Here is a 25,207-nt window from a genome sequence, read left to right as displayed (position 1 = left end):
ATTCCTTGGCATTTCACGATTCCCACGTCGCTCACAGCAGCCCCGAACCGAATACGTCACCGGCCAAACCCGCAACCGTCGGCACCACGCCGAGGCAGACGAACGCGGGCAGAAAACACAGTCCGAGCGGTCCGGCGATCAACACCGACGCGCGTTCGGCGGCGGCGGTGCCGGCGTGTGTGACGTCCGCCCTGATCCCGTCGGACAGCTCGGCGACACCATGCGCGAGCGCCGTACCCGAGGACGCCGACCGGCGAGCCAACCGCAGCAGCGCTTGACAATGACTGTCGATCGATTCGGAATCTGTTTCAGTCCAAGCAATGTCAGCATCTGCACCCAATGCCAACAGGTCGGCGGCCCGGTTCAGTATCGAGGCCAGCTCCGGGGGCGCATGGACTGCAGTGGCACGCGCCGCGGTCGGCACCGCCATCCCGGCGCGCAGGCACACCGCAAGTACATCAAGACTCGAGGCAGCGGCCAGTGGATCCGCTTGTGGTGGTGCGTGTTTGCCGACCCGTGATCGGCGGTGCAGACCGGCACGGGCGCGGACCTTCGATGGTCCGGCGCCCAGCAGCAGCGCGGCGGCCAATGCCAAGGCGGCGGCGGGCAGCGGGTTCATGCCGGTAGCCGATCGGTGATGTGCCCCGACCACAGCACGCCGACACAGACCAGCAGTACACCGACCACCAGCACCGCACTGCCGGCACCGCCGGACAGGAACGTCAGCGGCTCGGCACCCATCAGCTCACCCAGTCCAACCCCCAGCACCGGCAGTGCGGCCAGAATGGTGGCAGTTGCCCTGGCCCCGGCCATTCCGGCGTCGACCCGTGCGGCGTAGCGCTGACGCTCGGCGATATCGAGCTGGGCGGCGCGCATCAGGACCCCGATGGGAAGCCCTTGATCGGTCGCCAGCTGCCAACAGGCCGCCAGGCGCCGCCACTGCTGGGGCAGCGATGACCGCTTCGCGACGTCCTGCAGGCCGACGGCAACATCGGCGCCGAGGCCGGCACGCGCGGCCACGGAACGTAACCCGGAGCTGACCGCCGCCGACGTGCCGGCGGTTTCGGTTGCGGCGATGTCGAAGGCCGACACCGGGTGGGCGCCGGCTTTCAGCTCCGAGGTCAGCAGCTCCAGTGCGCCGGCCAACGCCAGCCCTTCCCGTCGCGCCTGTCGGCGAGCTCTCGATCGGCGGTAGCGCAGTGTCCCGGTGCCCGCGGCCAGCGCTGCCGCGACGATCGCCGGCATCGGCAGCTGGACCACCACCACCGCGGCAGATACCGCACCCACCATCGCCAGGCCACGACGCGACGGTCCGGCCGGGACCGCTCGCCGGATGATCCGGCGACGGCTACCGGAGGCCGACGGGTGCACCAGCACCGCCATGGCCAGCAGCAGCGCGGGGATCATGACGCTAGCCCGGCTGCGATCAGGTGCCGCAGTTCGGCAGCTCCCTCGGTGTGGCCGCGGTCGACGTGCCATGCCGTCAGGACACGGCAGGTGTCGGCACCATCGTCGCGCTGCAGGATCGCGATCTCGCTGAGCTGCCGGGACCCGTCGCGCGCTCGAGAGACGTGGAGCAGGACTCGCACCGCAGCCGCCAGCTGGCTGTGCAGTGCGGCCCGGTCCAGACCACCGAGTGCGCCGAGCGCCTCCAATCTGGCGGGCACTTCGGCGGGCCGATTGGCGTGCACCGTGCCCGCGCCGCCGTCGTGACCGGTGTTCAGCGCCCCCAGCAGATCGACCACTTCGGCCCCCCGGACCTCGCCCACCACAATGCGATCGGGGCGCATCCGCAGCGCCTGCCGCACGAGTTGGCGGACGGTGACCTCCCCGGCACCCTCGACATTGGCGCCCCGGGCGATGAGGGACACCAGATGCGGGTGCGGCGGCGCCAGTTCGGCCGCGTCTTCGACACACACGATGCGCTCTTGTGGGGCGACCGCACCCAACAGTGCCGACAGCAATGTGGTTTTGCCCGCGCCGGTTCCTCCCGAGACCAGGAATGCGAGGCGGGCGTCGATGACTTCCCGCAGCAGCGATTCCGCGTCGGCGGCGATGGCCCCCGAGGCGCACAGCGCCGCCAACCCCTGGCTCGCGGGGCGCAACACCCGAAGCGAAATGCAGGTCCCGGCAACAGCGATCGGGGGAAGAACCGCGTGCAACCGAATGGTGAGCCGGCGCGCTCCGACACCGCTGAGCAACCCGTCCACCCAGGGGGCGGCATCGTCGAGCCGGCGTCCGGTTGCCAACGCCAGCCGCTGCGCCAGGCGTCGCACGGCGGCCTCGTCAGCGAACCGAACCGGGCTGCGTCGCAAACCGGTCCCGTCGTCGACCCACACCCGGGCCGGGGACGTCACCAACACGTCGGTGGTTCCAGGTGCGTGAAGCAGCGGTTCCAAAAGCCCGGCTCCGGTGAGTTCGGTCTGAACCGCACGCAGGTTCGTCAACACTTCGGTGTCGCCGAGAAGGCCTGCCGATTCGGCCCGGATCGCCTGCGCAACCACCCCGGCGGGCAACGCTGTCGGCCCGGACCGTGCCTCCACCGCCAACCGTTCCCGCACCCGGTCGATCAACGACTCGCTCATGCCGCCCGCCCGGATGTCAACTGGGAGCCCAGCACATCGGCCACCCTGTGGGCGGCTGCTGCCAATGGCGATCGGGCCCGCAGCAACAGACCTCCGCGTTCCAACTTCTCGGCGATCAACGGTTCGGGGCGCATCGCGGCCAATAGCGGTAACTGCGTGGTGTCGGCGATGTCGCCGGGACGCAACCCACCCGGTGCCGGCCCCCGGACCACCAGGCCGACGTTGGGGTTCAGTGCGGTCAGCGTCGGAGCCATCGCCGCGGTGGCGGCGCAGGACCGTACGTCACAGGTTGTCACCAGCACCAGCAGGTCGGCATCGTCTATCGCCGTCCGCACCGCGTCGGTGAGTCGCCGAGGCAGATCGCAGACCGTCGTCACCCCGGCGCGACGGGTTGCGTCGAGAACCGCTTCGACCGCACCCGCGGACAGCTCGAATCCCTTTCTGGAGCCGGACAATACCGAGATCCCGTGGTTGGTGGGCACGGCGTCACGGATCACCGACCAGTTCAACCGCCCGCCCTGAACCTGCAGATCAGGCCAACGCAATCCGGGTCGGTGCTCACCGCCGAGCAGCAGGTCGATACCGCCGCCCCAGGGGTCGAGGTCCAGCAGCAGCGGCGTGGGGAGTTGAACCGCGAGCGCAGCCGAGAACAGTGAGGCGCCTGCGCCACCGCGGCCGGCCATGACTGCCACGGTGCTTCCGCGGGACACCGACGGCGGGGTGTCCGCCATTTCGGAGAGGTGCCGGACCAGCTCGTCGGCCCGATCCGGCAACGTCAGGACATCGCGGGCGCCGATCGTGAGGGCCGAGCGCAATGTCGCCACGTCGGGTTCCCCGAACGCACACAAGAAGACCCCGGTTCGGCGCGGTAGGCCCGACTGCAGACAGCACTCGGCGGCGCCGGCGTCAACCACCACGGCGGCCGCGGCCAGCCAGGCCTTGCGAGAGGGCGGGGCGCTGGGGTCGAGGTGGATGGCCCGGATGCCGGCGGCCGCGGCCACCCGGTCGATCTCCTCCCCGAGCGCGGATCCGGCAATGAGGGCCAACAGCCCGGGTGTGGTCGTCACCGGTCCACCGTGTACCGGGACAGTCGGTGCCGGCCAGTCACCGCCACCGATATGTGGAGGATCTCGGATTTGTGGACAACGACGCGGATTGCTTGTCCAGCGAACAGCCGGAAGGACCCGAAGAGCCGGTTTGGTCACGACTGACAAAAAGGTGAAAAATAAAGGACGACCCTCGCCAGGGGGGGAGGAGGCGAGGGTCGTCGTGTATCAGCCCCGGGGGGTCGGGCTGATGCACACCCGGCATAAGCCAGGTAATAGTCACTATACACACGACCCAGCACACCGGCGCAAGTCTCGAAATGGACACGCCAGCCGACTCTCACCGAAAGATCTGCAGTCTCCGACAGGTGGCTTGAACTGCCATTTTGAACACAATCTCAGACGGCGTGCCACCTATGCCCGGGCCGGCGTTGCGCCTACACCTATTGTGGGGTCGTGACCGCTTCCGATCCGGATGCCAAGCAGCTAACCGCGCCGCAAACTGCCGAGACAGCTGCGCACCACACGCGTACCGCAGCATTTTTTGATCTTGACAAGACCATCATCGCCAAATCGAGCACGCTCGCTTTCAGCAAACCGTTCTTCGATCAGGGTCTACTGAATCGCCGGGCGGTGCTCAAGTCCAGCTACGCCCAGTTCCTTTTCCTGATGTCGGGGGCGGATCACGATCAGATGGACCGGATGCGGTCCTACGTGACGGCCATGTGCACCGGCTGGGACGTCGAGCAGGTCAAGTCGATCGTCGGAGAGACCCTGCACGAGATCGTGGACCCGCTGGTGTTTGCCGAGGCGGCGGATTTGATCGCTGATCACAAACTGTGCGGCCGCGATGTCGTGGTGGTGTCGGCGTCGGGCGAAGAGATCGTGGCACCGATCGCCCGCGCCCTGGGCGCAACCCACGCAATGGCCACCCGGATGGTCGTCGAGGACGGCCGGTACACCGGCGAGGTGGCGTTCTACTGCTACGGCGACGGCAAGGCGCAGGCGATCCGGGAGCTGGCCGCTCGAGAGGGGTACCCGCTCGAGCACTGTTACGCCTACTCGGACTCGATCACCGACGTGCCGATGCTGGAGACCGTCGGCCACCCTTGTGTCGTCAACCCCGATCGGGCCCTCCGCCGCGAAGCGACCGCACGCGAATGGCCGGTCCGGACGTTCTCCAAACCGGTGTCACTGCGGGACCGGATCCCGGCGCCATCGACCGCTGCGGTTGCCACCACGGCGGCCGTGGGAATCAGTGCGCTGGCAGCCGGCGCCCTGACGTATTCGCTGCTCCGCCGGTTCACACTCTGAAGTCAAGCGCAATAACGAATCGGAATCGCACCGTGCAACTTCGCATTTGGGCCTTGCTGTGACGGTGATCACGTAGTACAAAGGAGTCACGGAAGCCCGGTGAGGCCAAGACCGATTCGGAAGAGAAGAATCGATCTCCCGTACCGAGCATCCCAGCACGGATCCCGGCACCCACGCGGAGCCACAGCCGCGATAATGGCAGAAATGTTGCGGGCCTGCGTAATTGCGAAAAGCGGACGAACCAAGACCCCTTGGGTTGGGGTCAGCTTCGAAACGCATCGCAAAGTCGCCGAGGCCAACCCACGCAGCCAACCTATGGACGCTTGGTAACCGTAGATCCGTGCTAGCGGGCGGTGAACCGAATCCTGGATTTCCAGGCCTCGGAGCGCCGCCCGCTTTTGTTGTCGCAAACAGCTCCCCGGTCAGCTCCTCTTGGCCTGATCTTTCGCCTCAGCGATCGAGACCGCCTCTCGCGCACCGGCTTGCAGCGCCCGACAGTGCAGCAGCAGCCACTCTGTCAGCCCCTTCTCCGTGCCCGTGGCGAAACCCAGCGCAGCAGCTCGGTACTCGGCAGCCCGGCGCATCCAATAGACCTCCGGCACGCCAAGCCCGTGCGGATCAAGCCCGGAGCTGATGGTGACCAGCCGCGCAACACCGCGGGCCACCACACCATCGGAGCTGCCGAAAGCCGCAAGAGTGAGAAGTTCGCCGTGCGCGACGGCCGCCAGGATGGGCGCCGGAACCTTCGAGCCGCCCGTCACCAGGGTAGACATCAGGTCCAGCCGGGCCGAGACCTCGGGCTGGGCGCGAGGGCGCGCCAGCTCTTGGTCGGAGACCACATCGGCGGCCGCCAGCATGTGCATCCGCGCCAAGGCCTGCAGCGGCGCCCGACGCCACACCCCGACCATGGTGGTCTCGCCGCCCTCCAAAGCCTGGGCCACCCGCAGCGCACCGGCGAAGATGGGGTCCGAGGCGGTGTGCTCGTCGAGTTGGGGCGTACCCCCGTCGAGCACCGACGACGCCCGAGCCGCGCGCAACGCGGCCTCGGCGGAGGTCACCGGCCAGCCCCGCAGATTGGCACGGTGCCGGTGTGCCCGCCCCAATTCGTCACGGGCCTGTTCGGCGGCATCAGCCACACCTGGCAGGTCCACCAGCGGGGCCAGCGGGTCAGCACTCACGGCCGCTCACCCTACTCGCGAGGTACTCGAGCGCCGCTGGTCCGGGGATCGTCAACCGTTCGGCGCACGTCACACGCCGCCCGCAGCGCGTCATGTGAGTAGCCAACGTCGTTGCAACCTTAGGTGACTACGCTCACAACCATGACCGAGACGCACACCGAAGTTCTGTCAGCGTATCCGCCTGCTGCGGAGTTCGCCGCGCAGGCGAATGCCACCGCCGAGTTGTATGACGAGGCCGAGGCGGATCGGTTGGCGTTTTGGGCAAGACAGGCCAACCGGTTGTCGTGGGACAAGCCGTTCACCGAGGTGCTGGATTGGTCGGCACCGCCGGTGGCGAGGTGGTTCGGCGATGGCACCCTGAATGTCGCCTACAACTGTGTGGACCGGCACGTCGAGGCCGGCAACGGTGACCGGGTGGCCATCCATTGGGTGGGCGAGCCCGTCGATGACGCCCGCTCCATCACCTACGCCGAACTCAAGGACGAGGTGTCGCAGGCGGCGAACACGTTGACCGACCTCGGCCTGGTCGCCGGGGATCGAGTGGCGATCTACATGCCGATGGTGCCCGAAGCGATTGTCGCGATGCTGGCGTGTGCCCGCCTAGGGGTGATGCACTCGGTGGTGTTCGCCGGATTCTCGGCTTCCGCACTCAAGGCCCGGATCGAGGACGCCTCGGCGAAGGTGGTGATCACCACCGACGGGCAGTACCGGCGCGGGCAGGCGGTGTCCCTCAAAGACGGTGTCGACGAAGCGATCGCCGGCTTGGGTGAGGCCAGCCCGGTCGAGCATGTGCTGGTGGTGCGTCGCACCGGCATCGACGTCAACTGGACCGACGGCCGCGACCTGTGGTGGGACCAGACCATCCCGAAAGCGTCGGCCGAGCACACCCCGCAGGCCTTCGAGGCTGAGCATCCGTTGTTCCTGCTGTACACCTCGGGCACCACCGGTAAACCCAAGGGCATCATCCACACCTCGGGTGGTTATCTGACCCAGGCCTCCTACACCCATCACAACGTCTTCGACATCAAGCCCGAGACCGATGTGTACTGGTGCACCGCCGATATCGGCTGGGTCACCGGGCACAGCTACATCGTGTACGGGCCGCTGTCCAACGGTGTCACCCAGGTCGTCTACGAAGGCACCCCGGCCTCCCCGAACGAGCACCGGCACTTCGAGATCATCGAAAAATACGGTGTCACCATCTATTACACCGCCCCCACCCTGGTGCGCACCTTCATGAAGTGGGGCCGCCAGATCCCGGCCGCGCACGATCTGTCGTCGCTGCGTCTGCTCGGTTCGGTCGGGGAACCCATCAACCCCGAAGCCTGGCGTTGGTACCGGATGGCCTTCGGTGACGACAAAACCCCCATCGTGGACACCTGGTGGCAGACCGAAACCGGCGCCATCATGATCTCCCCGCTGCCCGGGGTCACCCACACCAAACCCGGCTCCGCGATGGGCGCCCTGCCCGGTATCTCGGCCAAGATCGTCGACGACGACGGCAACGAACTGGCCCCGGGCACCGACCACGGCGAACAAGCCTCCGGCTACCTGGTGCTCGACAAGCCGTGGCCGGCGATGCTGCGCGGTATCTGGGGTGACCCGCAACGCTTCAAGGAGACCTACTGGTCCCGGTTCGCCGAGCAGGGCTGGTACTTCGCCGGTGACGGCGCCCGCTACGGCAGCGACGGCGAGATCTGGGTTTTGGGCCGTATCGATGACGTCATGAACATCTCCGGACACCGCATCTCCACCGCCGAGGTCGAATCCGCCCTCGTCGGGCATTCCGGAGTGGCCGAGGCCGCCGTCGTCGGGGCCACCGACGCACAAACCGGCCAAGCCATCTGCGCGTTTGTCATCCTCAAATCCTCCGCCCACGGCGGGGACACCAACATGATCGACGAACTACGCGCCGAGGTGGCCCGCGAGATCTCCCCGATCGCCAAACCCCGCGAGATCCACGTCGTCCCGGAACTACCCAAAACCCGCAGCGGCAAGATCATGCGCCGACTCCTGCGCGACGTCGCCGAAGGCCGCGAACTCGGCGACACCTCCACCCTCCTGGACCCCAGCGTCTTCGAGGCCATCCGCGCCAGCAAATAGCGGCCAAGAGGTACTGACCAAGGTCAGACCGGGACGAATCCCGTTCCCGGTCTGCCCTTGGCAGTGATGTCGGCCAGCTGCGTATTGAACGACATCGTGACCGCCGGTGTGTGCAGCGGGATGAACTTGACGACGCAGGTCGGCAGATCCTGACTGAAGGCGCCGTGGATCATTCCGACCAGCTTGTTGTTGACGGTCACCGGCGCACCAGAATCACCCGGCGCTCCACACACCTGATTGAGAATCGTTCCGGGGTTCTCACCAGGCCCCCAGGTGACCCCGCATGAGGTGCCGGTGGTGCGGCCGAGTTTGCAGGCGACCTGACCGAACGTCGGATCCGGGCCGAGGCCGTCGATGACAAAACCGTTGACATTGTTGGTGGGGATCACTTTGCTGCGGTCGAACCTGATGACGGCGTAATCGAGTGCCTCATTGCCTGCCACCATCTCCCCTACCGGCCCGGCCTCCGGCGCACCTTCGGCGGCGACGGAGGCGCCGGGGCCACCGCAGTGTGCCGAGGTGAAACCGACCAGGTCGCCGCGGCTGTCGTTTCCTATGGCCGTCAACGTGCAGTAGGACTCACCGTCGATGACGATGCCTGATCCACCCCCGAGCGTGACGGGGGCAGCGGCGGCCGGGCCGGCGGTGGCGACGGACAACATGGTCAGCGCCGTGACAGCGCAGACCACTAGGCGCGCGATCTTCAATGCGAACTCCCAAGTCAGGGCCCCGACCCTGTGAGCAATCGTCGGGCAGAGTCTAGCGGGGTCTCAGCAGCAACTCCGGCACCACAGCCACAAGGTCGACCGATCAGCCAGAGTCGTCCCCAGTGAACCAGACATGGCAACATGAAGCCGTGAGCAATGGTGACCGCAAGAGTGGCGTGCCCGCGACCGTGACATCGATTCCGCTGATCGACCCCCACGCGGTGCCGGCGGATCCATCGATCGGCGATCTGGTCAAGGACGCCACCACCCAGGTGTCCACTCTGGTCCGCGCCGAGGTCGAACTGGCCAAGGCGGAGATCACCCGCGACGTCAAGAAGGGCCTCACCGGCAGCGTCTTCTTCATCCTCGCGCTGGTGGTGCTGTTCTACTCCACCTTCTTTTTCTTCTTCTTCCTCGCCGCGTTGCTCGACACCTGGTTGTGGACCTGGGCTGCCTATCTGATCGTCTTCGGCATCATGCTGGTGACCACCGGATTGTTCGGGTTCCTCGGCTACCTGAAGGTGCGCCGCATCCGTGGCCCGCAGCAGACCATCGAGACCGTCAAGGAAACCAAGGCGGCGTTCACCGGGACAGACCGGGAAGCTGCCGTCCCCGACAAGGGCATCGCACCCACCAAAGATCCCTCAGGCTGGTAGATGCCGCCCCCGGACCCGTCCGTCGTCCGAATCGACGGGCCCTGGCGGCATTTGGACATACACGCCAACGGCATCCGCTTCCATGTGGTCGAAGCGAACCGGACCGACTCCGGCGACGGCGTAACAGCCACTGACCGGCCGCTGGTGATCCTGCTCCACGGCTTCGGCTCTTTCTGGTGGTCGTGGCGGCATCAGCTGCGGGGTTTGACCGGCGCGCGGGTGGTCGCCGTGGACCTGCGCGGGTACGGCGGCAGCGACAAACCGCCCCGCGGTTACGACGGTTGGACGCTTGCCGGGGATACCGGCGGCCTGATCCGCGCGCTCGGCCACAGCTCCGCAACGCTGGTCGGCCACGCCGACGGCGGGCTGGTGTGTTGGGCGACGTCGGTCCTGCACCCCCGGCTGGTGCGCGCGATCGCTCTGGTCAGCTCACCGCACCCGGCGGCGTTGCGCCGGGCCGCGCTGACCGGCCGGGGCCAGGGGCGTGCGCTGCTGCCGACGCTACTGTCCTATCAGCTGCCGCGCTGGCCCGAACATGTGCTGACCCGCCACGACTCCGCCGAGCTCGAGGCGCTGGTCCGCAGCCGAGCCTCCGAGAAATGGCTGGCGTCAGAGGATTTCTCGGAGACCGCCGCCCACCTGCGACGCGCCATCCAGATACCCGGTGCAGCACACTGTGCGCTCGAGTATCAACGATGGGCGGTACGCAGCCAGCTCCGCAGCGAGGGCCGCCGCTTCATGAAGCAGATGAATCGCCCGGTGGGCATCCCGTTGCTACACATGCGTGGCGAAGCCGACCCCTATGTGCTCGCCGATCCGGTGGACCGCACCCAGCATTACGCTCCGCACGGCAGATTCGTATCGTTGTCCAGTGCAGGCCATTTCGGCCATGAGGAGGCCCCGGATCAGGCCAACGACCACCTCATGAGGTTCCTGGCCCAAGTCGACGGGCTCTGACGAGCTACGTCACGCAGGAGCCGGTCGGCGCCCGTTCGGTGGCATGCACCTTTGCCATCTGCCGTTCGACCTCATTGGCAGTCAGCACAAATCCAGTCTCGGTGTCGTCGACGGCGGCTCCGAACACCACTCCCAATACGTCACCCCCGCGGTTGATCAGGGGGCCGCCCGAGTTGCCTTGCCGGACAGTGCCTCTGATGGTGTACACCTCACGGTTGACGGTGGTGGTGCGGTAGATGTCGGGACCGTTGAGTTCGATGATCTCGCGTACCCGCGCCGGGGTTGCGGCAAAGTCCCCGCCCCCCGGGTAGCCGAGCACCAACGCGTCGGTGCCGGTGATCGCCGGATCGGGCGCGAAGTCCAAGGGCCGCGCGGGCAAGCCCGGCACGTACAAGATGGAGATATCGGCGTTGGGATCGTAGGAGACGACTACGGCGTCGTAGGTCTGACCCGCGGACTCGATGGTGACACTGTCGGAGCCGGCGACCACGTGGGCATTGGACATCACATGGTCGGGACCGACCACAAACCCGGTGCCTTCCAGGACCTTCTGGCATCCCGGTGCCACACCGCGGATCTTGACGACGCTGGGTGCAACGGCCGCCACCACAGCGTCGGTGGCCAACGTCGCGTTCGGTGGTTCAACCTCGACGATCGGTGTCCGGCCGAAGGGCTGCAGCACATCCGGCAACCCCGAGGTGTCCAGCAGCGCCGACAACCGCTTCGGCACCGCCCGCAGCCAGTCGGGTGCCACCCCGTCGACCTGGGCCAGCACTTTGGAGCCCTTCACGGCATTGACCAGGTTCGGCTGATCCGAGGAGGTCAGCGGCGTGGCCAGCAGCCAGGCGGCGACCATCACAACGATCAGCTGCAAACCGACGCCGATGACCGAATCGACCAGACGAACAACAGGGTTGCGGACCGCTCCGCGGACGGCGCGGCCCAGCACCACGCCGGCGACCTCGCCGACGACCACCAGCGCCAGGATCAGGAACAGCGCGGCGAAGAGCTTTGTCCTGGCACCGTCGATGTGATTGACCAGGTGCGGCGCCAGCAGCACCCCGGCAACGGCTCCGAGGATCACCCCGACAAATGACATGACCGATCCGAGCGCCCCCGATCTCCAGCCGGAGATGGCGGCCACGAAGGCAATCGCCACGACGGCGATGTCCAGCCACTGCGACGGTGTCACGCGACCTCACCGCCGACAAGTGCCAGCGCGTCGTCGAGTTCGAGCAGTTTCTCGGTATCCCAGGGTCGTGACCAGCCGGCGACGTCGAGGATCGCCGAGATGACCTGCCCGGTGAACCCCCACACCAGCATCTGGTTGAGCAGGAACGCCGGCCCGGCATAGCGGCTGGTGTTGACGCTGCGATACACCATCAAGCGATTCTCCGGGTTGATGAAGGCCCGGATCGGTACCCGGGCCACGACGGCCGTCTCCGCTTCGTCCACCACCGTGACCGGCCCTGGGTCGGGTGAGTACGCGAGCACCGGCACCACGTGGAAACCCGACGGCGGAATGAACATGCGCTCGAGCGTGGCAAGAGGGTGCAGCCGCGTGACGTCGATTCCGGTCTCCTCCCGCGCCTCCCGCAGCGCGGTGGCGACGGGTCCATCATCGCCCGGATCGCTGGCGCCGCCGGGAAAGGCGGCCTGCCCGGCGTGGTGACGCAGCGTGGCGGCCCGAACGGTGACGAGCAGGTCGGCATTGTCGGGCAGGCCGGGGACGGTGGAGTCCGTCGGTTCCCCTTCTGGTCCCGAGAACAGGATCAGAACCGCCGCGTCCCGCTTGGTGCCGGACAGGGACGCAGCGTCGTTGGCTGCCGTGATGGATGCCAGCACTTCTGGCGGCACCCGCCTCCGGTAGGCCCGGCGCACATCGTCGACATTGTCGAGCAGTGGTCGCAGCCACGACGGCCCGACGTCCGGCGTCGGGGGCACCGCTACGCTCACGGCGCGCCCCTCTCTCATCGAAGTTTGTCTCCGACCGCGGCAGCGATTTCATCGGCGCTGACAAACGGACGCGGCAGGATCTCGGCAACGGTACCGTCCGCCCGTATTAGCACAGTCGCAGGCATCACGTTGGGGACCTTCAGCGCCGCGGCGATACTGCGGTCCCCGTCCTGAAGCGTGGGCAGCCGGACCCCCCACTCGGACAGACGCGCCAAAGCCGCTTCCTGGTTGGGGTCCTGGTGGACGGTCAGCACCTGCACCTCCGGACCCACCCGCTGCTGGTATTCGACCAGCGCAGGCAATTCGTCCGCGCAGGGGCCACACCAATATGCCCACAGGTTGAGCACCGTCGGACGACCGGCCAGAGCCCGCGCCACGTCGACTGATCCACCGTCGGCCGCACACAACGCGGACACCCCCTGCAAAGCGGCCGGCCCGGCGCCGCCGTCGCCGACCGGGCACGGCGGCAGGTCGGCATCGCGGCGCAGCTGTGCGAGCTGTTCCGGGTCGACACTGGACCGGGTTCCGGTTGCGGTCGGCATCCCCGACACACCGGTCTCAGGCTCATCGCCCAGCGACAGCACCATTGCCACCACCAGAGCCGCGATGGCTGTCACCGCGGCGATGGTCCAACGGGCCGAACTCGTCACAGACCGGCCAGGGCCAGCAGATGTTGAGTCTCGGGCCCCTTCACCAGAGGTGCCGCCACCAGCGGATCGGTGGGCCCCGCGCCGAACGAGGGGCAGTCCTTGGCCAGGACACAGACCCCGCAAGCAGGTTTGCGGGCATGGCAAACGCGCCGGCCGTGGAAGATCACCCGGTGACTCAGCAGCGTCCACTCCGAGCGCTCGATCAAGTCACCGACGACCTTCTCCACCTTGACCGGGTCCTCTTCGGCGGTCCAGCGCCAGCGCCGGACCAACCTGCCGAAGTGGGTGTCGACGGTGATACCGGGGACATCGAAGGCGTTTCCGAGGACGACGTTGGCAGTCTTGCGGCCGATTCCGGGCAGCGTCACCAGCTCTTCGAGTGTGGCCGGAACCTCACCGCCGAAGTTGTCCACCAGGGCCTGCCCGAGGCCGATCAGCGAGTTGGCCTTGTTGCGGTAGAAGCCGGTGGGCCGGATGAGCTCTTCCAGCTCGGCGCGGTTGGCGGCTGCATAGTCGACCGCGGTGCGATATTTGGCGAACAGGGCCGGCGTCGTGAGGTTGACCCGAACGTCGGTGCACTGCGCCGACAAGATGGTGGCCACCGCCAGTTCCAGCGGATCCGTGAAGTCCAGCTCGCAGTAGACGTGCGGAAATGCCTGCGCGAGCGTCCGGTTCATCCGGCGTGCGCGACGGACCAACCCCAGGTGCGTCTCCCGGTCCCACTTCGCCTTGTTGGCCACCCCCACAGGCTACTGACCGGCTCAGACACGTTGCGGACAAGCTGCCCTCGATTCGTTACAGCCGCTGCCGATGAGTGTGTAAACCGTGATCCCGCTGAGACCTGGCGCGTGTTTACTTCTCCCTTGTGTCCTGGTTGCTCGCTGCGTCGGTTCCCGGCCTGCTCATGGTGGCGACCTTCGGTCTTCAACGACTGGAGTCCCGCATCTGCACGGCCGAGTCTCGCGACGGCGCTGAGCTCACCAAACAGCCCAGGATTCGCGCCGCACTACCGGCCGCAAAGCGGCCGGAAACAGACTTCCCGTCGTTCCCGTCGCTGCGCGCGGCGTTCGAAGCACTCGACGGTGAGCCCCGTTTGCCGACCCGCTTGAGTACGACGGAACGGATCTCGGCGGACGGGAATCCGCAATTTCAGAGGACTCGACATGCCAATCGTGTGTAACTTTGGCTAGTCAGGCCGCTGTTAACCTCTAGACTTGCATCGCAAACCGGAATAGAGGCTGGTCGGCGCGCATCACACCAGCCAAGAGCTAACAGAGGGGCAACGTGGACGAGATCCTGGCCAGGGCCGGAATCTTCCAGGGAGTCGAACCGAGCGCCGTATCTGCGCTGACGAAGCAGCTGCAGCCCGTCGACTTCCCGCGGGGGCATACCGTGTTCGCCGAAGGCGAACCTGGTGATCGGCTCTACATCATCATCTCGGGCAAGGTGAAGATCGGTCGTCGCTCACCCGACGGCCGGGAGAACCTCCTGACGATCATGGGCCCTTCCGACATGTTCGGCGAGCTGTCCATTTTCGACCCGGGGCCGCGGACGTCGAGCGCCACCACCATCACTGAGGTGCGTGCGGTGTCGATGGACCGTGACGCCCTGCGGGCGTGGATCGCCGACCGGCCCGAGATCGCCGAGCAGCTGCTGCGCGTTCTTGCTCGCCGGTTGCGACGGACGAACAACAACTTGGCCGATCTGATCTTCACCGACGTTCCGGGCCGCGTGGCCAAGCAGCTGCTGCAGCTGGCCCAGCGCTTCGGCACGCAGGAGGGCGGCGCGCTTCGCGTCACCCATGATCTGACGCAGGAAGAGATCGCCCAGCTGGTCGGCGCATCCCGCGAGACGGTCAACAAGGCGTTGGCCGACTTCGCCCACCGCGGCTGGATCCGGCTCGAGGGCAAGAGTGTGCTGATCAGCGACAGCGAGCGACTGGCCCGCCGAGCGAGGTGAGCGCGGGCGGAGCTTGCGTAGCCCGCGCGTAGCCGAGCGAGTATCTGCACCGAGCGAGGTGAGCGCGGGCGGAGCTTGCGTAGCCCGCGCGTAGCCGTGCCGAGCAGACGCAAACTCGCGTTGATTCACCTCGAATCACGCGTGTTTGCGTCTGCTCGCGGCTATCTGAGGGTTCCGGTCCTCAGGTTCTGAGATAGTCCAGCTGAGCGCTGACGGATTTCTCGGCGGCATCCCAGAGCTTCTGGTCGACGTCGGTGTAGACGTGTTCGACGATCTGTCGTGCTGTGGCGTCCTCGCCGAGCTCCCGCATCGCGACGCGGACCTGTTCGAGTCGTTCCTCCCGGTGCGCCAGGTACATCTCGGTGACACCGTGCAGGTCCGCGAGTTCCGGGCCGTGGCCGGGCAGCACCGTACGCTGCCGCAAGCCACGCAGCCGACGCAGCGATTCGAGGTAGTCGCGCAGGCTGCCGTCCTCGGAGTCGATGACGGTGGTGCCGCGTCCCAGCACGGTGTCCGCGGTCAGCACAGCGTCGTCGAGCAGGAAAGACACCGAATCTGCAGTGTGACCGGGAGTCACCAGCACGGTGATGCGTAGGCCGGCGGCGTCGATCACCTCGCCGTCGGTCAGTGGCCCGCCGAGACCTCGCAGGAAGCCACTGCCCACCGACCGCACCACTGCCCCGGTGCGCTCGACCAGCCGGTCGATCCCATCGGTGTGGTCGCCATGCCGATGACTGATCAGTACCAGCGGGATGGCGCCCAGGGCAGCGATCCGGTCCAGGTGTTCCTCGTCGTCCGGACCGGGGTCGACGACCACCAGCTCGTCACTCCCCGGACCCCGCAGCACCCAGGTATTGGTGCCGTCCAGGGTCATGATGCCGGGGTTGTCGCACAGCAGCACCGCCGCCGTATCCGTTACCGGACGCAGCTGGGCGTAGGCGGGGTGCTGCAGAGTCACACCACCTCGACGATGAGCTCGACTTCGACTGGGGTGTTGCGGGGCAGCTCGGAGACTCCCACTGCGGATCGGGCGTGGGCCCCGGCGTCGCCGAATACCTCACCGAAGAGCTCCGAGGCCCCGTTGATGACGCCGGGCTGACCGTCGAATCCCGGTGCCGAGGCGACGAACCCGACGACCTTGACCACCTTGACCACTGCATCGATGCCCACCAAGGCGTGGACTGCGGCAAGCGCGTTGAGCGCACACACTCGCGCCAGCGCTTTGGCATCCTCGGCGCTGACGTCCGCGCCGACCTTGCCGCTACCGAGCAGTTCACCATCGGTGATGGGTAGCTGACCCGAGGTGTACACCAGGTTCCCGGTGCGTACGGCGGGCACGTAGGCCGCCAACGGTGCGACGACGGGCGGGAGCTCGATGCCAAGTTCGGTCAGCTTGGCAGACCAGCTCATTTCGGCCGCTTCAGGTAGGCGACGTGCTGTTCTCCGGTGGGTCCGGGCAGCACCGCGACCAACTCCCAGCCGTCAGCCCCCCACTGGTCGAGGATCTGTTTGGTGGCGTGGGTGAGCAGCGGCACGGTGGCGTACTCCCAAATGGTCGGTTCACTCATGGGCCGAGCTTAGCCGCAGCCCCCAAACCCTTGGTTAGCATGCAAACCATGGCGACGACAGCAAGCGGCGCAAGCACCCTGAGTTGGCCCTCTCGATTGGCCAAAGCCCGGTTGCACTTCGTGAGCGGCAAAGGCGGGACAGGTAAGTCCACGGTCGCCGCCGCGCTGGCACTCACGCTGGCCGCGGGCGGACGCAAGGTGCTGCTGGTGGAGGTGGAGGGCCGGCAGGGCATTGCGCAACTGTTCGACGTCCCGCCGCTGCCCTACCAGGAGGTCAAGATCGCGACTGCCGAACGCGGCGGGCAGGTCAACGCACTGGCCATCGACATCGAGGCGGCTTTTCTGGAGTACCTCGACATGTTCTACAACCTGGGGCTCGCCGGGCGGGCGATGCGCCGGATCGGCGCCATCGAGTTCGCGACCACCATCGCCCCGGGCCTGCGTGATGTGTTGCTCACCGGCAAGATCAAAGAGTCGGTGGTTCGCCTGAACCGCAACAAGTTGCCGGTTTACGACGCCGTGGTGGTGGACTCGCCACCGACCGGCCGGATCGCCCGATTCCTCGATGTCACCAAGGCCGTCGCCGATCTGGCCAAGGGCGGCCCCGTGCATGCGCAGAGTGCCGGTGTGGTGAATCTGCTGCACTCCGAACAGACCGCGATTCATCTGGTCACCCTGTTGGAGGCGCTGCCGATCCAGGAGACGGTCGAGGCCATCGAGGAACTCACCGAGCTCGGCCTGCCGATCGGCAGCGTCATCGTCAACCGCAACATCCCGGCCGTGCTGCCGGCCGACGCGCTGGCCAAGGCCGCAGAAGGCCACATCGATGTCGACGCGGTACGTGCCGACCTCGACAAGGTGGGAATCACCCTGCCGGACAACGATTTCGCGGGGCTTCTGACCGAGAGCATCGAGCATGCCACTCGGATCCAGGCCCGCGCCGAGAGCGCTGAACAACTCGACGCCATCAAGGTGCCGCGCCTGGAACTACCTGCGATCAACGATGGAATCGACCTCGGCAGCCTGTATGAGCTTGCCGAGTCGCTGGCGGCACAGGGGGTCCGATAATCATGAGCCACACACCACCGACGTTGGACATGGCGTCGATCCTGCGCGACACCTCGAACCGGGTCGTGGTCTGCTGCGGCGCCGGCGGTGTCGGCAAGACCACCACAGCGGCAGCCATGGCGCTGCGTGCCGCCGAGTACGGGCGATCGGTCGTCGTGCTGACCATCGATCCCGCCAAACGGCTGGCGCAGGCGCTGGGCATCAAGGACCTGGGCAATTCACCGCAGCGGGTGCCGCTGTCCGACGAGGTGCCCGGCGAATTGCACGCGATGATGCTCGACATGCGACGCACCTTTGACGAGATGGTGCTCGAATACTCGGGAAACGAACGCGCACAATCGATTTTGGACAACCAGTTCTATCAGACCGTCGCGACGTCGCTGGCCGGCACACAGGAGTACATGGCGATGGAGAAGCTGGGCCAGCTGCTGGCCCAGGACCGCTGGGACCTGGTGGTCGTCGACACCCCGCCGTCGCGCAACGCGCTGGACTTCCTGGACGCGCCGAAACGGCTCGGCAGCTTCATGGACGGCCGGTTGTGGCGGCTGCTGCTGGCACCCGGCCGCGGTTTCGGCAAGCTCGTCACCGGTGCCGTAGGGCTGGCGATGAAGGGCATGTCCACGATTCTGGGTAGCCAGATGCTCTCGGATGCTTCAGCTTTCGTGCAATCGCTTGATTCGACATTCGGCGGTTTTCGCGAGAAGGCGGACCGCACTTACGAATTGCTGAAACGGCGCGGCACCCAGTTTGTGGTGGTTTCCGCAGCAGAACCTGACGCTTTGCGTGAGGCCTCGTTCTTTGTGGATCGGCTGTCGCAGGAAGGCATGCCATTGGCGGGCCTGATCCTCAACCGGACGCATCCGACACTCTGTGCGCTGTCGGTGGAGCGTGCGGTCGACGGCGCCGAGGCGCTGGAGCGCGATGACCCAGAGTCGGTGACAGCGGCGGTGTTGCGGGTCCACGCCGACCGGGCGCTCACCGCCAAGCGTGAGGTGCGACTGCTGTCACGTTTCACCGGGGCGAACCCGACGGTGCCCATCGTCGGGGTGCCGTCGCTGCCCTTCGATGTGTCGGATCTGGAAGCGCTGCAAGCAATAGCAGACCAGATCACCGCGTGAGTCGAGGCTGCCGAGGCACGAGGCAGCCGAAGAGCTCACGCCCCAACAACACCGCGTGAGTCGAGGCCGCCGAGGCACGAGGCAGCCACCAGGTATTCGAACTTGCACTGAGGGTCGACTTTTCGCAAAAGTACCGCCCTCACCGCAGTTTCGGCGGACAACAGCAATCAGGCCGCCGAATGTTGTTCGGCGGCCTGATCAGAAGTTTGCAGTTACCTGCTCGACAGTATTAGCCAGCGCTGCGGTGCTTGCGTTGAGCGGCGAAGAAATCCGACCACGAGACCACCTCCGGGTGCTGCTTCAGCAGGGCGCGGCGCTGACGCTCGGTCATCCCGCCCCAGACTCCGAACTCCACCCGGTTGTCGAGTGCGTCGGCACCACACTCGGCGATCACCGGGCAATGGCGGCAGATCACCGCGGCTTTGCGCTGTGCCGCTCCCCTGACGAACAGTTCGTCGGGGTCGGCACCCCGGCAACGTGCTTGCGAGACCCACGCGATCCGGGCCTCTCCTTCCGCCCCCGGCAATGGACACGTCATAGGCGCCGCCATAGCGCTCCCCGGTGCGGTCTGCATTACTGACATCAGCGAACTCCCCTTCGCTCCGGCCGCCCAGTCGGCCACTGCCTCGGGCGTAAATTGCTCCTGCGACTTACGCCACATTGCGCACTTTCTTGTTACCTGTGTCGCACTGTGTGTCCAAGTTAGGTGGTCAGATAGCGTTTTGGCAACACTCAGATTGCGACTTTTTTGGGACAACCGTGCAATCCCTCAGGTAATACACGGTTTCGGGGCACCTCCACCCCCGCCCGCCCGGGCCCCACCAGCACCGGACGGGCGTCACCGCTGCCGACGATCCCAATTACTCTGTAGTCCATGTCGGACCGCCCCCCGGTCGCCGTCACCCTGATCAAGCTGGCTTGGTGCTGCTTGCTGGCCAGTGTGCTCACGGCGGCGTTGATGTTCCCGGTCGTCGGCGGTCTGGGCTTGGTGTCGAACCGAGCTTCCGACGTCGTGGCCAACGGCTCCTCGCAACTTGTCGAAGGCGAGATACCCGCCGTCTCCACCATGGTGGACGCCAAGGGCAATGTGATCGCCTGGCTTTACACCCAGCGTCGCTTTGAGGTGCCCAGCGACAAAATCGCCGACACGATGAAACTGGCAATCGTTTCCATCGAGGACAAGCGGTTTGCCGAACACAGCGGTGTGGACTGGCAGGGCACCCTGACCGGGTTGTCGGGATACGTGTCGGGCAACCCCGACACCCGCGGCGGCTCGACCATCGAGCAGCAGTACGTGAAGAACTATCAGTTGCTGGTGACTGCGCAGACCGACGCCGAGCGGCGCGCTGCCATCGAGACCACTCCGGCCCGCAAGCTGCGGGAGATCCGGATGGCGCTGACCTTGGACAAGACGTTCACCAAGCCGGAGATCCTGACCCGCTATCTGAATCTTGTGTCGTTCGGCAACAACGCGTTCGGTGTCCAGGACGCCGCGCAGACCTACTTCGGCGTCGACGCCTCTCAGCTGAACTGGCAGCAGGCCGCCCTGCTGGCGGGTCTGGTGCAGTCGACGTCGACGTTGAATCCGTACACCAACCCCGAGGGCGCGTTGGCGCGCCGCAACGTTGTCCTCGACACGATGATCGACAACATCCCGGAGCATGCCGAGGCGTTGCGGGCGGCCAAGGCCGAACCGCTGGGCATCCTCCCGCAGCCTCAGGAGCTGCCGCGGGGTTGTATCGCCGCCGGTGACCGCGCATTCTTCTGCGATTACGTCCAGGAGTACCTGGCCAGGGCGGGTCTCACCAAGGATCAGTTGTCCAAGGGCGGATATCTGATCCGCACCACCTTGGACCCCGACATCCAGGCCGGGGTCAAGAACGCGATCAACGAATTCGCGGCGCCGGACCTGGCCGGTGTCGCCAGCGTCATGAGCGTGATCAGGCCCGGCAAACAGTCGCATCCGGTGTTGGCGATGGCCAGCAACCGGACCTACGGGTTGAATCTCGACGCCGGCGAGACCATGCAGCCGCAGCCGTTCTCGCTGGTCGGCAACGGCGCGGGTTCGGTGTTCAAGATCTTCACCACTGCCGCCGCTCTCGAGATGGGCATGGGTATCAACGCCCAGCTCGACGTGCCCAGCCGGTTCGAGGCCAAGGGCCTGGGCAGCGGTGGCGCCCGGGGCTGCCCGAAGGACACCTGGTGTGTTCAGAACGCCGGCGGCTATCGCGGCCAGATGAGCATCACCGATGCGTTGGCCACCTCACCCAACACCGCTTTTGCCAAGCTGATCTCTCAGGTCGGGGTGCAGCGGACCGTCGACATGGCGGTGCGCCTGGGACTGCGGTCCTACGCCGAGCCGGGTACGGCCCGCGACTACGACCCGGACAGCAACGAGAGTCTGGCCGATTTCGTGAAGCGGCAGAACCTGGGTTCGTTCACCCTGGGCCCGATCGAGGTGAATGCCCTCGAGTTGTCCAATGTCGCGGCGACCATCGCTTCCGGTGGCGTCTGGTGCCCACCGAACCCGGTGGACAAGGTCTTCGACCGGGATGGCAACGAGGTCGCGGTGACGACGGCGACGTGCGAGCAGGCAGTGCCGGAGGGCCTGGCCAATACGTTGGCCAACGCCATGAGCGAGGACGACAGGGGCTCCGGTACCGCAGCCGGGGCCGCAGGTTCGGTCGGATGGGATCTGCCGATGTCGGGCAAGACCGGTACCACCGAGGCCAACCGGTCGTCGGGCTTCCTCGGTTTCACCAACCAGCTCGCCGCCGCCAACTACATCTACGACGACTCCACCGAGCCCAGTGAGTTGTGCTCGTTCCCGTTGCGTCAATGCGGGTCGGGCAGCCTGTACGGCGGCAACGAACCCGCCCGGACCTGGTTCACCGCGATGAAGCCGATCGCCACCACATTCGGCGAGGTGGTGATGCCGCCGACGGATCCGCGCTTTGTCGACGGTGCCCCGGGTTCACGGGTCCCCAGCGTGTCCGGTCTGACGCAGGATGCGGCCCGTCAGCGGCTGAAGGACGCCGGCTTCCAGGTTGCCGATCAGGCCACGCCGGTCAACAGCACATCGTCGAGCGGAACGGTGGTCGGTACCACCCCGTCCGGTCAGACGGTGCCCGGTTCCATCATCACGCTTCAGGTCAGCAATGGGATCGCCCCGGCGCCGCCCCCGCCGCCCGTCGGGTTGCCGCCGCCAGGCGCACCGCCGCAGTTCGGGGAGACGGTGGTGGAGATTCCGGGCCTGCCGCCGATCACGGTGCCGGTGTTGATTCCTCCCGCACCGGCGCCCCCGCCGCCACCGCCCCCGTAACGGGCGCCGCTGTTGCGGGGCCGCAGTAGGCTGCAGTGCATGGCTGGCGCATTACAGGTGCTGAAGAAGACCGCTGCAGTGACGCTCGGGACGACGGTCGCCGGGATCGGATACGCGACGATCATCGAGCGCAACGCGTTTGTGGTGCGTGAGGTCACCATGCCGGTTTTGTCGCCTGGTTCGTCTCCCCTGCGGGTATTGCACCTGTCCGATATCCACATGCGGCCGGCGCAGCGGCACAAGCAGGCGTGGTTGCGTGAGCTGGCCGGGTGGGAGCCCGATCTGGTGGTCAACACCGGTGACAATCTGTCCCACCCGAAGGCCGTGCCGGCTGTCGTCCAGTCGCTGGGCGATCTGCTGGCCGTTCCGGGCTTGTTCGTGTTCGGCAGCAACGACTACTTCGCGCCGACGATGAAGAACCCGGCGAAGTATCTGTACGACGCCGATTTCCGGGCCCACGGCACCCCGTTGCCGTGGCAGGACCTGCGGGCGGCATTCACCGAGCGCGGCTGGCTCGACCTCACGCATACCCGCCGCGAGTTCGAGGTGGCCGGGCTGACGATTGCCGCGGCCGGGGTGGATGACCCGCACATCGAGCGGGATCGGTACGACACCATCGCCGGCCCGGCGAATCCCTCCGCGAATCTGCGACTCGGGGTGACCCATTCGCCGTACACCCGGGTGCTGGATCGTTTCGCCGCCGACGGTTACCAGCTGGTCATGGCCGGGCACACGCATGGCGGGCAACTCTGCTTGCCGTTCTACGGCGCGATCGTCACCAACTGCGATCTGGATACCTCACGGGTCAAAGGTGCGTCGCGTTGGGGCGCCGACACCGCTCTGCATGTGTCCGCAGGCATCGGCACCTCTCCGTATGCTCCGCTGCGGTTCTGCTGCCGTCCGGAGGCCACGCTGCTCACCCTTGTCGCGGCCCCGACGGGCGGACATGATTCCGGCCGGATGCTGGGACAGTCGCATCCGACCGCTTCTGTGTCCTGATCTGTGACTCGGGTCGTTGACCGCGGCGGTTCACGCCGCTGGGTGGATAACGCTGTCCGGCTGATCGAGGCGGATTCTCGGCGCAGCGCCGATACTCATCTGTTGCGGTATCCGTTGCCGTCGTCGTGGTGCGACGGGGTGGACGTCCAGCTCTACTTGAAGGACGAAACCACCCACATCACCGGGAGTCTGAAGCATCGGCTGGCGCGTTCGTTGTTCCTGTACGCGCTGTGCAACGGCTGGATTCAGGAGGGCACCACCGTCGTCGAGGCGTCCTCCGGGTCGACGGCGGTGTCCGAGGCCTACTTCGCGGCGATGCTGGGGTTGCCGTTCATCGCGGTGATGCCGGAGTCGACGAGCGCATCCAAGGTCGCACTGATCGAAGCTCAGGGTGGGCGCTGTCATTTTGTGGCCCGGTCCGCGCAGGTGTACACCGAGGCGCACCGGCTTGCCCAGGAAACCGGCGGGCACTATCTGGATCAGTTCACCAATGCCGAGCGGGCCACCGATTGGCGCGGCAACAACAACATCGCCGAGTCGATCTTCACGCAGTTGCAGGAGGAACGGCACCCGATCCCGTCGTGGATCGTGGTGGGTGCGGGTACCGGCGGCACCAGTGCCACCATCGGGCGTTACATCCGGTATCGCCGGCATGACACCCGCCTGTGTGTCGTCGACCCGGAGAACTCCGCGTTTTTCCAGTCTTACGAGCTGGGTAGCGACGTGGTGACGGACGCTTCGTCACGTATCGAGGGGATCGGTAGGCCTCGGGTGGAGCCGTCGTTCCTGCCGCACGTCGTGGACCGGATGGTCAGCGTGCCCGACGGGGCATCGGTGGCTGCGGCTCACCACGTCAGCCGGGTGCTCGGGCGTCGGGTGGGGCCGTCCACCGGTACCAACATCTGGGGCGCATTCGGCCTGTTGGCAGAGATGGTGGCCCAGGGTCGCAGTGGTTCGGTGGTGACGTTGTTGGCGGACAGCGGCGACCGTTACGCCGACACCTACTTCTCCGACGAGTGGCTGGCGAACATGGAGCTCGATACCAGCGGCCCCGCCGCAAAGCTGCTCGAGTTCGAACGCTCCTGCTCCTGGAGCTGATCGACGGGACCGGAGTCGTCGGAGGTGAGGAACAACCACAGGGCCGCCAACGCGAAGAAACCTCCGTACACAGCTGCACCCAACGCAGTCATTGCTGCACCTCTTCCTGTCACCTACCCGGCGCGCGGTATGCACTCCGTTGTGATGGTCAACGTCCACGACTCGCCATTTCCATCCCGATCGCCGTAGCCGGATCGGGTCCCGACGTGGATTCTGGTGTTCCCACAACAGCCGATGTTCACGCGTTTGGCTTCCGGGCCACTCCGTGCGATAGGCTGTCGAAGCTTCACTCGGGGTGTGGCGCAGCTTGGTAGCGTGCTTCGTTCGGGACGAAGAGGTCGTGGGTTCAAATCCCGCCACCCCGACTCGTGTGACTGCAGGTGAGAGGCCCTGACTGGATATCCAGTTCAGGGCCTTCTTCCTTTTGGTCCCCGGAACTTGTCGGTCTCCAGCACTGCCGAGCAGTCCCTGACGCGGTGAGCAATGCCGGGTTCTGTGGAATTGTCGAGACGAGAGCATTCACGATCCGACCGGAAGGGCACTGCGATGGCGCGTTGGTTTCCCCTCGAACCCACCGATGCGAGTGTGTTCGGTTCCGCTCCGCACGTGTTTCGCTACCAGAAGCGCCTGGACGCACCGGTGGAGTCGGTGTGGCTGTCGCTGACCTCGGACCATTCGTTGAGCGACTGGGGTTCCCTGGTGCAGGCGGTGCACTGGTACAGCCCGCGACCGTTTGGCGTGGACACCACACGTGAAGTCGTCTTGGCGCCGGGGCTGGTCAAGGTACGTGAGCATTTACTTGGTTATCTGTAACTAACACCAAGAACTGAGCTGCCCAACTGTTCAGGACGAGCGCTACATGTGTACGCAGTGGAAGTACGAGTCGGATCGGGCTGCACATGTGTAGGACGTGGGTGGGTTTG

Annotated in this window: 25 protein-coding genes and 1 tRNA gene; 12 read left to right on the top strand and 14 right to left on the bottom strand. The window is 66.4% G+C overall.

The features are described 5' to 3' along the window. Window positions 1-31: 31 nt before the first annotated feature. Genes WBB07_RS20370 through ssd form a run of 4 tightly spaced genes read right to left on the bottom strand, consistent with a single transcriptional unit; the run spans window position 32 to window position 3,652 of the window. On the bottom strand, window positions 32-610 hold the full coding sequence (locus tag WBB07_RS20370; protein WP_526310238.1) for a type II secretion system F family protein: 579 nt from the start codon (window positions 608-610) through the stop codon (window positions 32-34). A gap of 5 nt (window positions 611-615) precedes the next feature. Further along, on the bottom strand, window positions 616-1,407 hold the full coding sequence (locus tag WBB07_RS20365; RefSeq protein WP_526310171.1) for a type II secretion system F family protein: 792 nt from the start codon (window positions 1,405-1,407) through the stop codon (window positions 616-618). Then, window positions 1,404-2,585: a TadA family conjugal transfer-associated ATPase gene (locus WBB07_RS20360; RefSeq protein WP_526310170.1), complete on the bottom strand. Its 1,182-nt coding sequence runs from the start codon at window positions 2,583-2,585 to the stop codon at window positions 1,404-1,406. Before WBB07_RS20360 ends, WBB07_RS20365 begins: the two co-directional genes overlap by 4 nt. Beyond that, window positions 2,582-3,652, bottom strand: a complete 1,071-nt coding sequence (ssd, locus tag WBB07_RS20355) for a septum site-determining protein Ssd (RefSeq protein ID WP_526310169.1) — start codon at window positions 3,650-3,652, stop codon at window positions 2,582-2,584. Before ssd ends, WBB07_RS20360 begins: the two co-directional genes overlap by 4 nt. A 435-nt stretch (window positions 3,653-4,087) precedes the next feature. Between ssd and WBB07_RS20350 the strand changes: the two genes are divergently transcribed. Beyond that, window positions 4,088-4,945: an HAD-IB family hydrolase gene (locus WBB07_RS20350; protein WP_526310168.1), complete on the top strand. Its 858-nt coding sequence runs from the start codon at window positions 4,088-4,090 to the stop codon at window positions 4,943-4,945. 422 nt (window positions 4,946-5,367) lie between these two features. Here the strand turns inward: WBB07_RS20350 and WBB07_RS20345 are convergent, their stop codons facing one another. After that, window positions 5,368-6,123 carry an oxidoreductase gene (locus tag WBB07_RS20345; protein WP_526310167.1) on the bottom strand — a complete coding sequence of 252 codons (756 nt, stop codon included), beginning with the start codon at window positions 6,121-6,123 and terminating at the stop codon, window positions 5,368-5,370. 141 nt (window positions 6,124-6,264) lie between these two features. Here WBB07_RS20345 and acs point away from each other — a divergent pair, with 141 nt between their 5' ends. Beyond that, window positions 6,265-8,226: an acetate--CoA ligase gene (gene acs, locus WBB07_RS20340; RefSeq protein ID WP_526310166.1), complete on the top strand. Its 1,962-nt coding sequence runs from the start codon at window positions 6,265-6,267 to the stop codon at window positions 8,224-8,226. Between the two features lie 23 nt (window positions 8,227-8,249). Here acs and WBB07_RS20335 read toward each other — a convergent pair whose 3' ends face one another. Further along, window positions 8,250-8,888 carry a chymotrypsin family serine protease gene (locus WBB07_RS20335; RefSeq protein WP_526310237.1) on the bottom strand — a complete coding sequence of 213 codons (639 nt, stop codon included), beginning with the start codon at window positions 8,886-8,888 and terminating at the stop codon, window positions 8,250-8,252. 194 nt (window positions 8,889-9,082) lie between these two features. Between WBB07_RS20335 and WBB07_RS20330 the strand changes: the two genes are divergently transcribed. After that, complete coding sequence (locus tag WBB07_RS20330; protein ID WP_526310165.1) at window positions 9,083-9,589, top strand: phage holin family protein; 507 nt, start codon at window positions 9,083-9,085, stop codon at window positions 9,587-9,589. Beyond that, window positions 9,590-10,546, top strand: coding sequence for an alpha/beta fold hydrolase (locus WBB07_RS20325; protein ID WP_526310164.1), 957 nt, complete (start codon window positions 9,590-9,592; stop codon window positions 10,544-10,546). 4 nt (window positions 10,547-10,550) lie between these two features. Here WBB07_RS20325 and marP read toward each other — a convergent pair whose 3' ends face one another. From marP to nth, 4 genes are read right to left on the bottom strand one after another with little or no spacing between them, the layout of a single operon-like run. Further along, complete coding sequence (marP, locus tag WBB07_RS20320) at window positions 10,551-11,738, bottom strand: acid resistance serine protease MarP (protein ID WP_526310163.1); 1,188 nt, start codon at window positions 11,736-11,738, stop codon at window positions 10,551-10,553. Next, complete coding sequence (locus WBB07_RS20315) at window positions 11,735-12,502, bottom strand: NUDIX hydrolase (protein ID WP_526310162.1); 768 nt, start codon at window positions 12,500-12,502, stop codon at window positions 11,735-11,737. Before WBB07_RS20315 ends, marP begins: the two co-directional genes overlap by 4 nt. Window positions 12,503-12,516: 14 nt before the next feature. Further along, complete coding sequence (locus tag WBB07_RS20310; protein ID WP_526310161.1) at window positions 12,517-13,152, bottom strand: TlpA family protein disulfide reductase; 636 nt, start codon at window positions 13,150-13,152, stop codon at window positions 12,517-12,519. Further along, window positions 13,149-13,829, bottom strand: a complete 681-nt coding sequence (gene nth / locus WBB07_RS20305) for an endonuclease III (RefSeq protein WP_526310236.1) — start codon at window positions 13,827-13,829, stop codon at window positions 13,149-13,151. Before nth ends, WBB07_RS20310 begins: the two co-directional genes overlap by 4 nt. A 607-nt stretch (window positions 13,830-14,436) precedes the next feature. On the opposite strand from nth, the gene crp reads away from it, so the two are divergent. Then, a complete protein-coding gene (gene crp, locus WBB07_RS20300) occupies window positions 14,437-15,111 on the top strand; it encodes a cAMP-activated global transcriptional regulator CRP (protein ID WP_005138643.1) in 675 nt (224 codons plus the stop codon). Window positions 15,112-15,292: 181 nt separating this feature from the next. On the opposite strand, the gene WBB07_RS20295 is transcribed toward crp, so the two are convergent. Genes WBB07_RS20295 through sp36 form a run of 3 tightly spaced genes read right to left on the bottom strand, consistent with a single transcriptional unit; the run spans window position 15,293 to window position 16,679 of the window. Further along, complete coding sequence (locus WBB07_RS20295) at window positions 15,293-16,069, bottom strand: MBL fold metallo-hydrolase (RefSeq protein ID WP_526310160.1); 777 nt, start codon at window positions 16,067-16,069, stop codon at window positions 15,293-15,295. Beyond that, window positions 16,066-16,521 carry a RidA family protein gene (locus WBB07_RS20290; RefSeq protein WP_526310159.1) on the bottom strand — a complete coding sequence of 152 codons (456 nt, stop codon included), beginning with the start codon at window positions 16,519-16,521 and terminating at the stop codon, window positions 16,066-16,068. The genes WBB07_RS20295 and WBB07_RS20290 overlap by 4 nt, the downstream gene beginning before the upstream one ends. Then, window positions 16,518-16,679: a Sp36 family protein gene (sp36, locus tag WBB07_RS20285; RefSeq protein WP_197378998.1), complete on the bottom strand. Its 162-nt coding sequence runs from the start codon at window positions 16,677-16,679 to the stop codon at window positions 16,518-16,520. Before sp36 ends, WBB07_RS20290 begins: the two co-directional genes overlap by 4 nt. A 48-nt stretch (window positions 16,680-16,727) precedes the next feature. On the opposite strand from sp36, the gene bagA reads away from it, so the two are divergent. Both bagA and bagB read left to right on the top strand, forming a co-directional pair. Next, window positions 16,728-17,747 (top strand): ATPase BagA, encoded by a 1,020-nt coding sequence (gene bagA / locus WBB07_RS20280; RefSeq protein ID WP_526310158.1) that lies wholly within the window; start codon window positions 16,728-16,730, stop codon window positions 17,745-17,747. Between the two features lie 2 nt (window positions 17,748-17,749). Beyond that, the gene (gene bagB / locus WBB07_RS20275; RefSeq protein ID WP_526310157.1) at window positions 17,750-18,865 is read left to right on the top strand and encodes an ATPase BagB; all 1,116 of its coding nucleotides are present in this window, start codon (window positions 17,750-17,752) and stop codon (window positions 18,863-18,865) included. Window positions 18,866-19,094: 229 nt separating this feature from the next. Here bagB and WBB07_RS20270 read toward each other — a convergent pair whose 3' ends face one another. Further along, on the bottom strand, window positions 19,095-19,403 hold the full coding sequence (locus WBB07_RS20270; RefSeq protein ID WP_526310156.1) for a WhiB family transcriptional regulator: 309 nt from the start codon (window positions 19,401-19,403) through the stop codon (window positions 19,095-19,097). Between the two features lie 336 nt (window positions 19,404-19,739). Here WBB07_RS20270 and ponA2 point away from each other — a divergent pair, with 336 nt between their 5' ends. From ponA2 to WBB07_RS20245, 5 genes are all read left to right on the top strand, one after another. Continuing rightward, a complete protein-coding gene (gene ponA2, locus WBB07_RS20265; protein WP_526310155.1) occupies window positions 19,740-22,187 on the top strand; it encodes a transglycosylase/D,D-transpeptidase PonA2 in 2,448 nt (815 codons plus the stop codon). A gap of 39 nt (window positions 22,188-22,226) precedes the next feature. Continuing rightward, on the top strand, window positions 22,227-23,186 hold the full coding sequence (locus WBB07_RS20260) for a metallophosphoesterase (protein ID WP_526310154.1): 960 nt from the start codon (window positions 22,227-22,229) through the stop codon (window positions 23,184-23,186). A gap of 3 nt (window positions 23,187-23,189) precedes the next feature. Further along, window positions 23,190-24,284: an L-cysteine desulfhydrase Cds1 gene (gene cds1, locus WBB07_RS20255; RefSeq protein ID WP_526310153.1), complete on the top strand. Its 1,095-nt coding sequence runs from the start codon at window positions 23,190-23,192 to the stop codon at window positions 24,282-24,284. A 291-nt stretch (window positions 24,285-24,575) separates the two neighbouring features. Then, a tRNA-Pro gene (locus WBB07_RS20250) sits at window positions 24,576-24,649 on the top strand. A 181-nt stretch (window positions 24,650-24,830) separates the two neighbouring features. Continuing rightward, window positions 24,831-25,097 carry an SRPBCC family protein gene (locus WBB07_RS20245; protein ID WP_526310152.1) on the top strand — a complete coding sequence of 89 codons (267 nt, stop codon included), beginning with the start codon at window positions 24,831-24,833 and terminating at the stop codon, window positions 25,095-25,097. The last annotated feature ends 110 nt before the right edge of the window (window positions 25,098-25,207 follow it).

The organism is Mycobacterium sp., from assembly GCF_049647605.1.
Classification (GTDB): domain Bacteria; phylum Actinomycetota; class Actinomycetes; order Mycobacteriales; family Mycobacteriaceae; genus Mycobacterium.
Note: the sequence above shows the minus strand (reverse complement) of the source record. Positions and strands in the feature narration are given on the sequence as shown.

What these genes read in the sequence shown, in the direction of transcription:
- WBB07_RS20365 (WP_526310171.1), bottom strand. Translation starts at nt 1,407, where the DNA reads ATGATCCCCGCGCTGCTGCTGGCCATGGCGGTGCTGGTGCACCCGTCG.
- WBB07_RS20360 (WP_526310170.1), bottom strand. Translation starts at nt 2,585, where the DNA reads ATGAGCGAGTCGTTGATCGACCGGGTGCGGGAACGGTTGGCGGTGGAG.
- acs (WP_526310166.1), top strand. Translation starts at nt 6,265, where the DNA reads ATGACCGAGACGCACACCGAAGTTCTGTCAGCGTATCCGCCTGCTGCG.
- WBB07_RS20335 (WP_526310237.1), bottom strand. Translation starts at nt 8,888, where the DNA reads ATGTTGTCCGTCGCCACCGCCGGCCCGGCCGCCGCTGCCCCCGTCACG.
- WBB07_RS20325 (WP_526310164.1), top strand. Translation starts at nt 9,590, where the DNA reads ATGCCGCCCCCGGACCCGTCCGTCGTCCGAATCGACGGGCCCTGGCGG.
- nth (WP_526310236.1), bottom strand. Translation starts at nt 13,829, where the DNA reads ATGAACCGGACGCTCGCGCAGGCATTTCCGCACGTCTACTGCGAGCTG.
- WBB07_RS20290 (WP_526310159.1), bottom strand. Translation starts at nt 16,521, where the DNA reads ATGAGCTGGTCTGCCAAGCTGACCGAACTTGGCATCGAGCTCCCGCCC.
- sp36 (WP_197378998.1), bottom strand. Translation starts at nt 16,679, where the DNA reads ATGAGTGAACCGACCATTTGGGAGTACGCCACCGTGCCGCTGCTCACC.
- bagA (WP_526310158.1), top strand. Translation starts at nt 16,728, where the DNA reads ATGGCGACGACAGCAAGCGGCGCAAGCACCCTGAGTTGGCCCTCTCGA.
- bagB (WP_526310157.1), top strand. Translation starts at nt 17,750, where the DNA reads ATGAGCCACACACCACCGACGTTGGACATGGCGTCGATCCTGCGCGAC.
- WBB07_RS20270 (WP_526310156.1), bottom strand. Translation starts at nt 19,403, where the DNA reads ATGACGTGTCCATTGCCGGGGGCGGAAGGAGAGGCCCGGATCGCGTGG.
- ponA2 (WP_526310155.1), top strand. Translation starts at nt 19,740, where the DNA reads ATGTCGGACCGCCCCCCGGTCGCCGTCACCCTGATCAAGCTGGCTTGG.
- WBB07_RS20260 (WP_526310154.1), top strand. Translation starts at nt 22,227, where the DNA reads ATGGCTGGCGCATTACAGGTGCTGAAGAAGACCGCTGCAGTGACGCTC.
- WBB07_RS20245 (WP_526310152.1), top strand. Translation starts at nt 24,831, where the DNA reads ATGGCGCGTTGGTTTCCCCTCGAACCCACCGATGCGAGTGTGTTCGGT.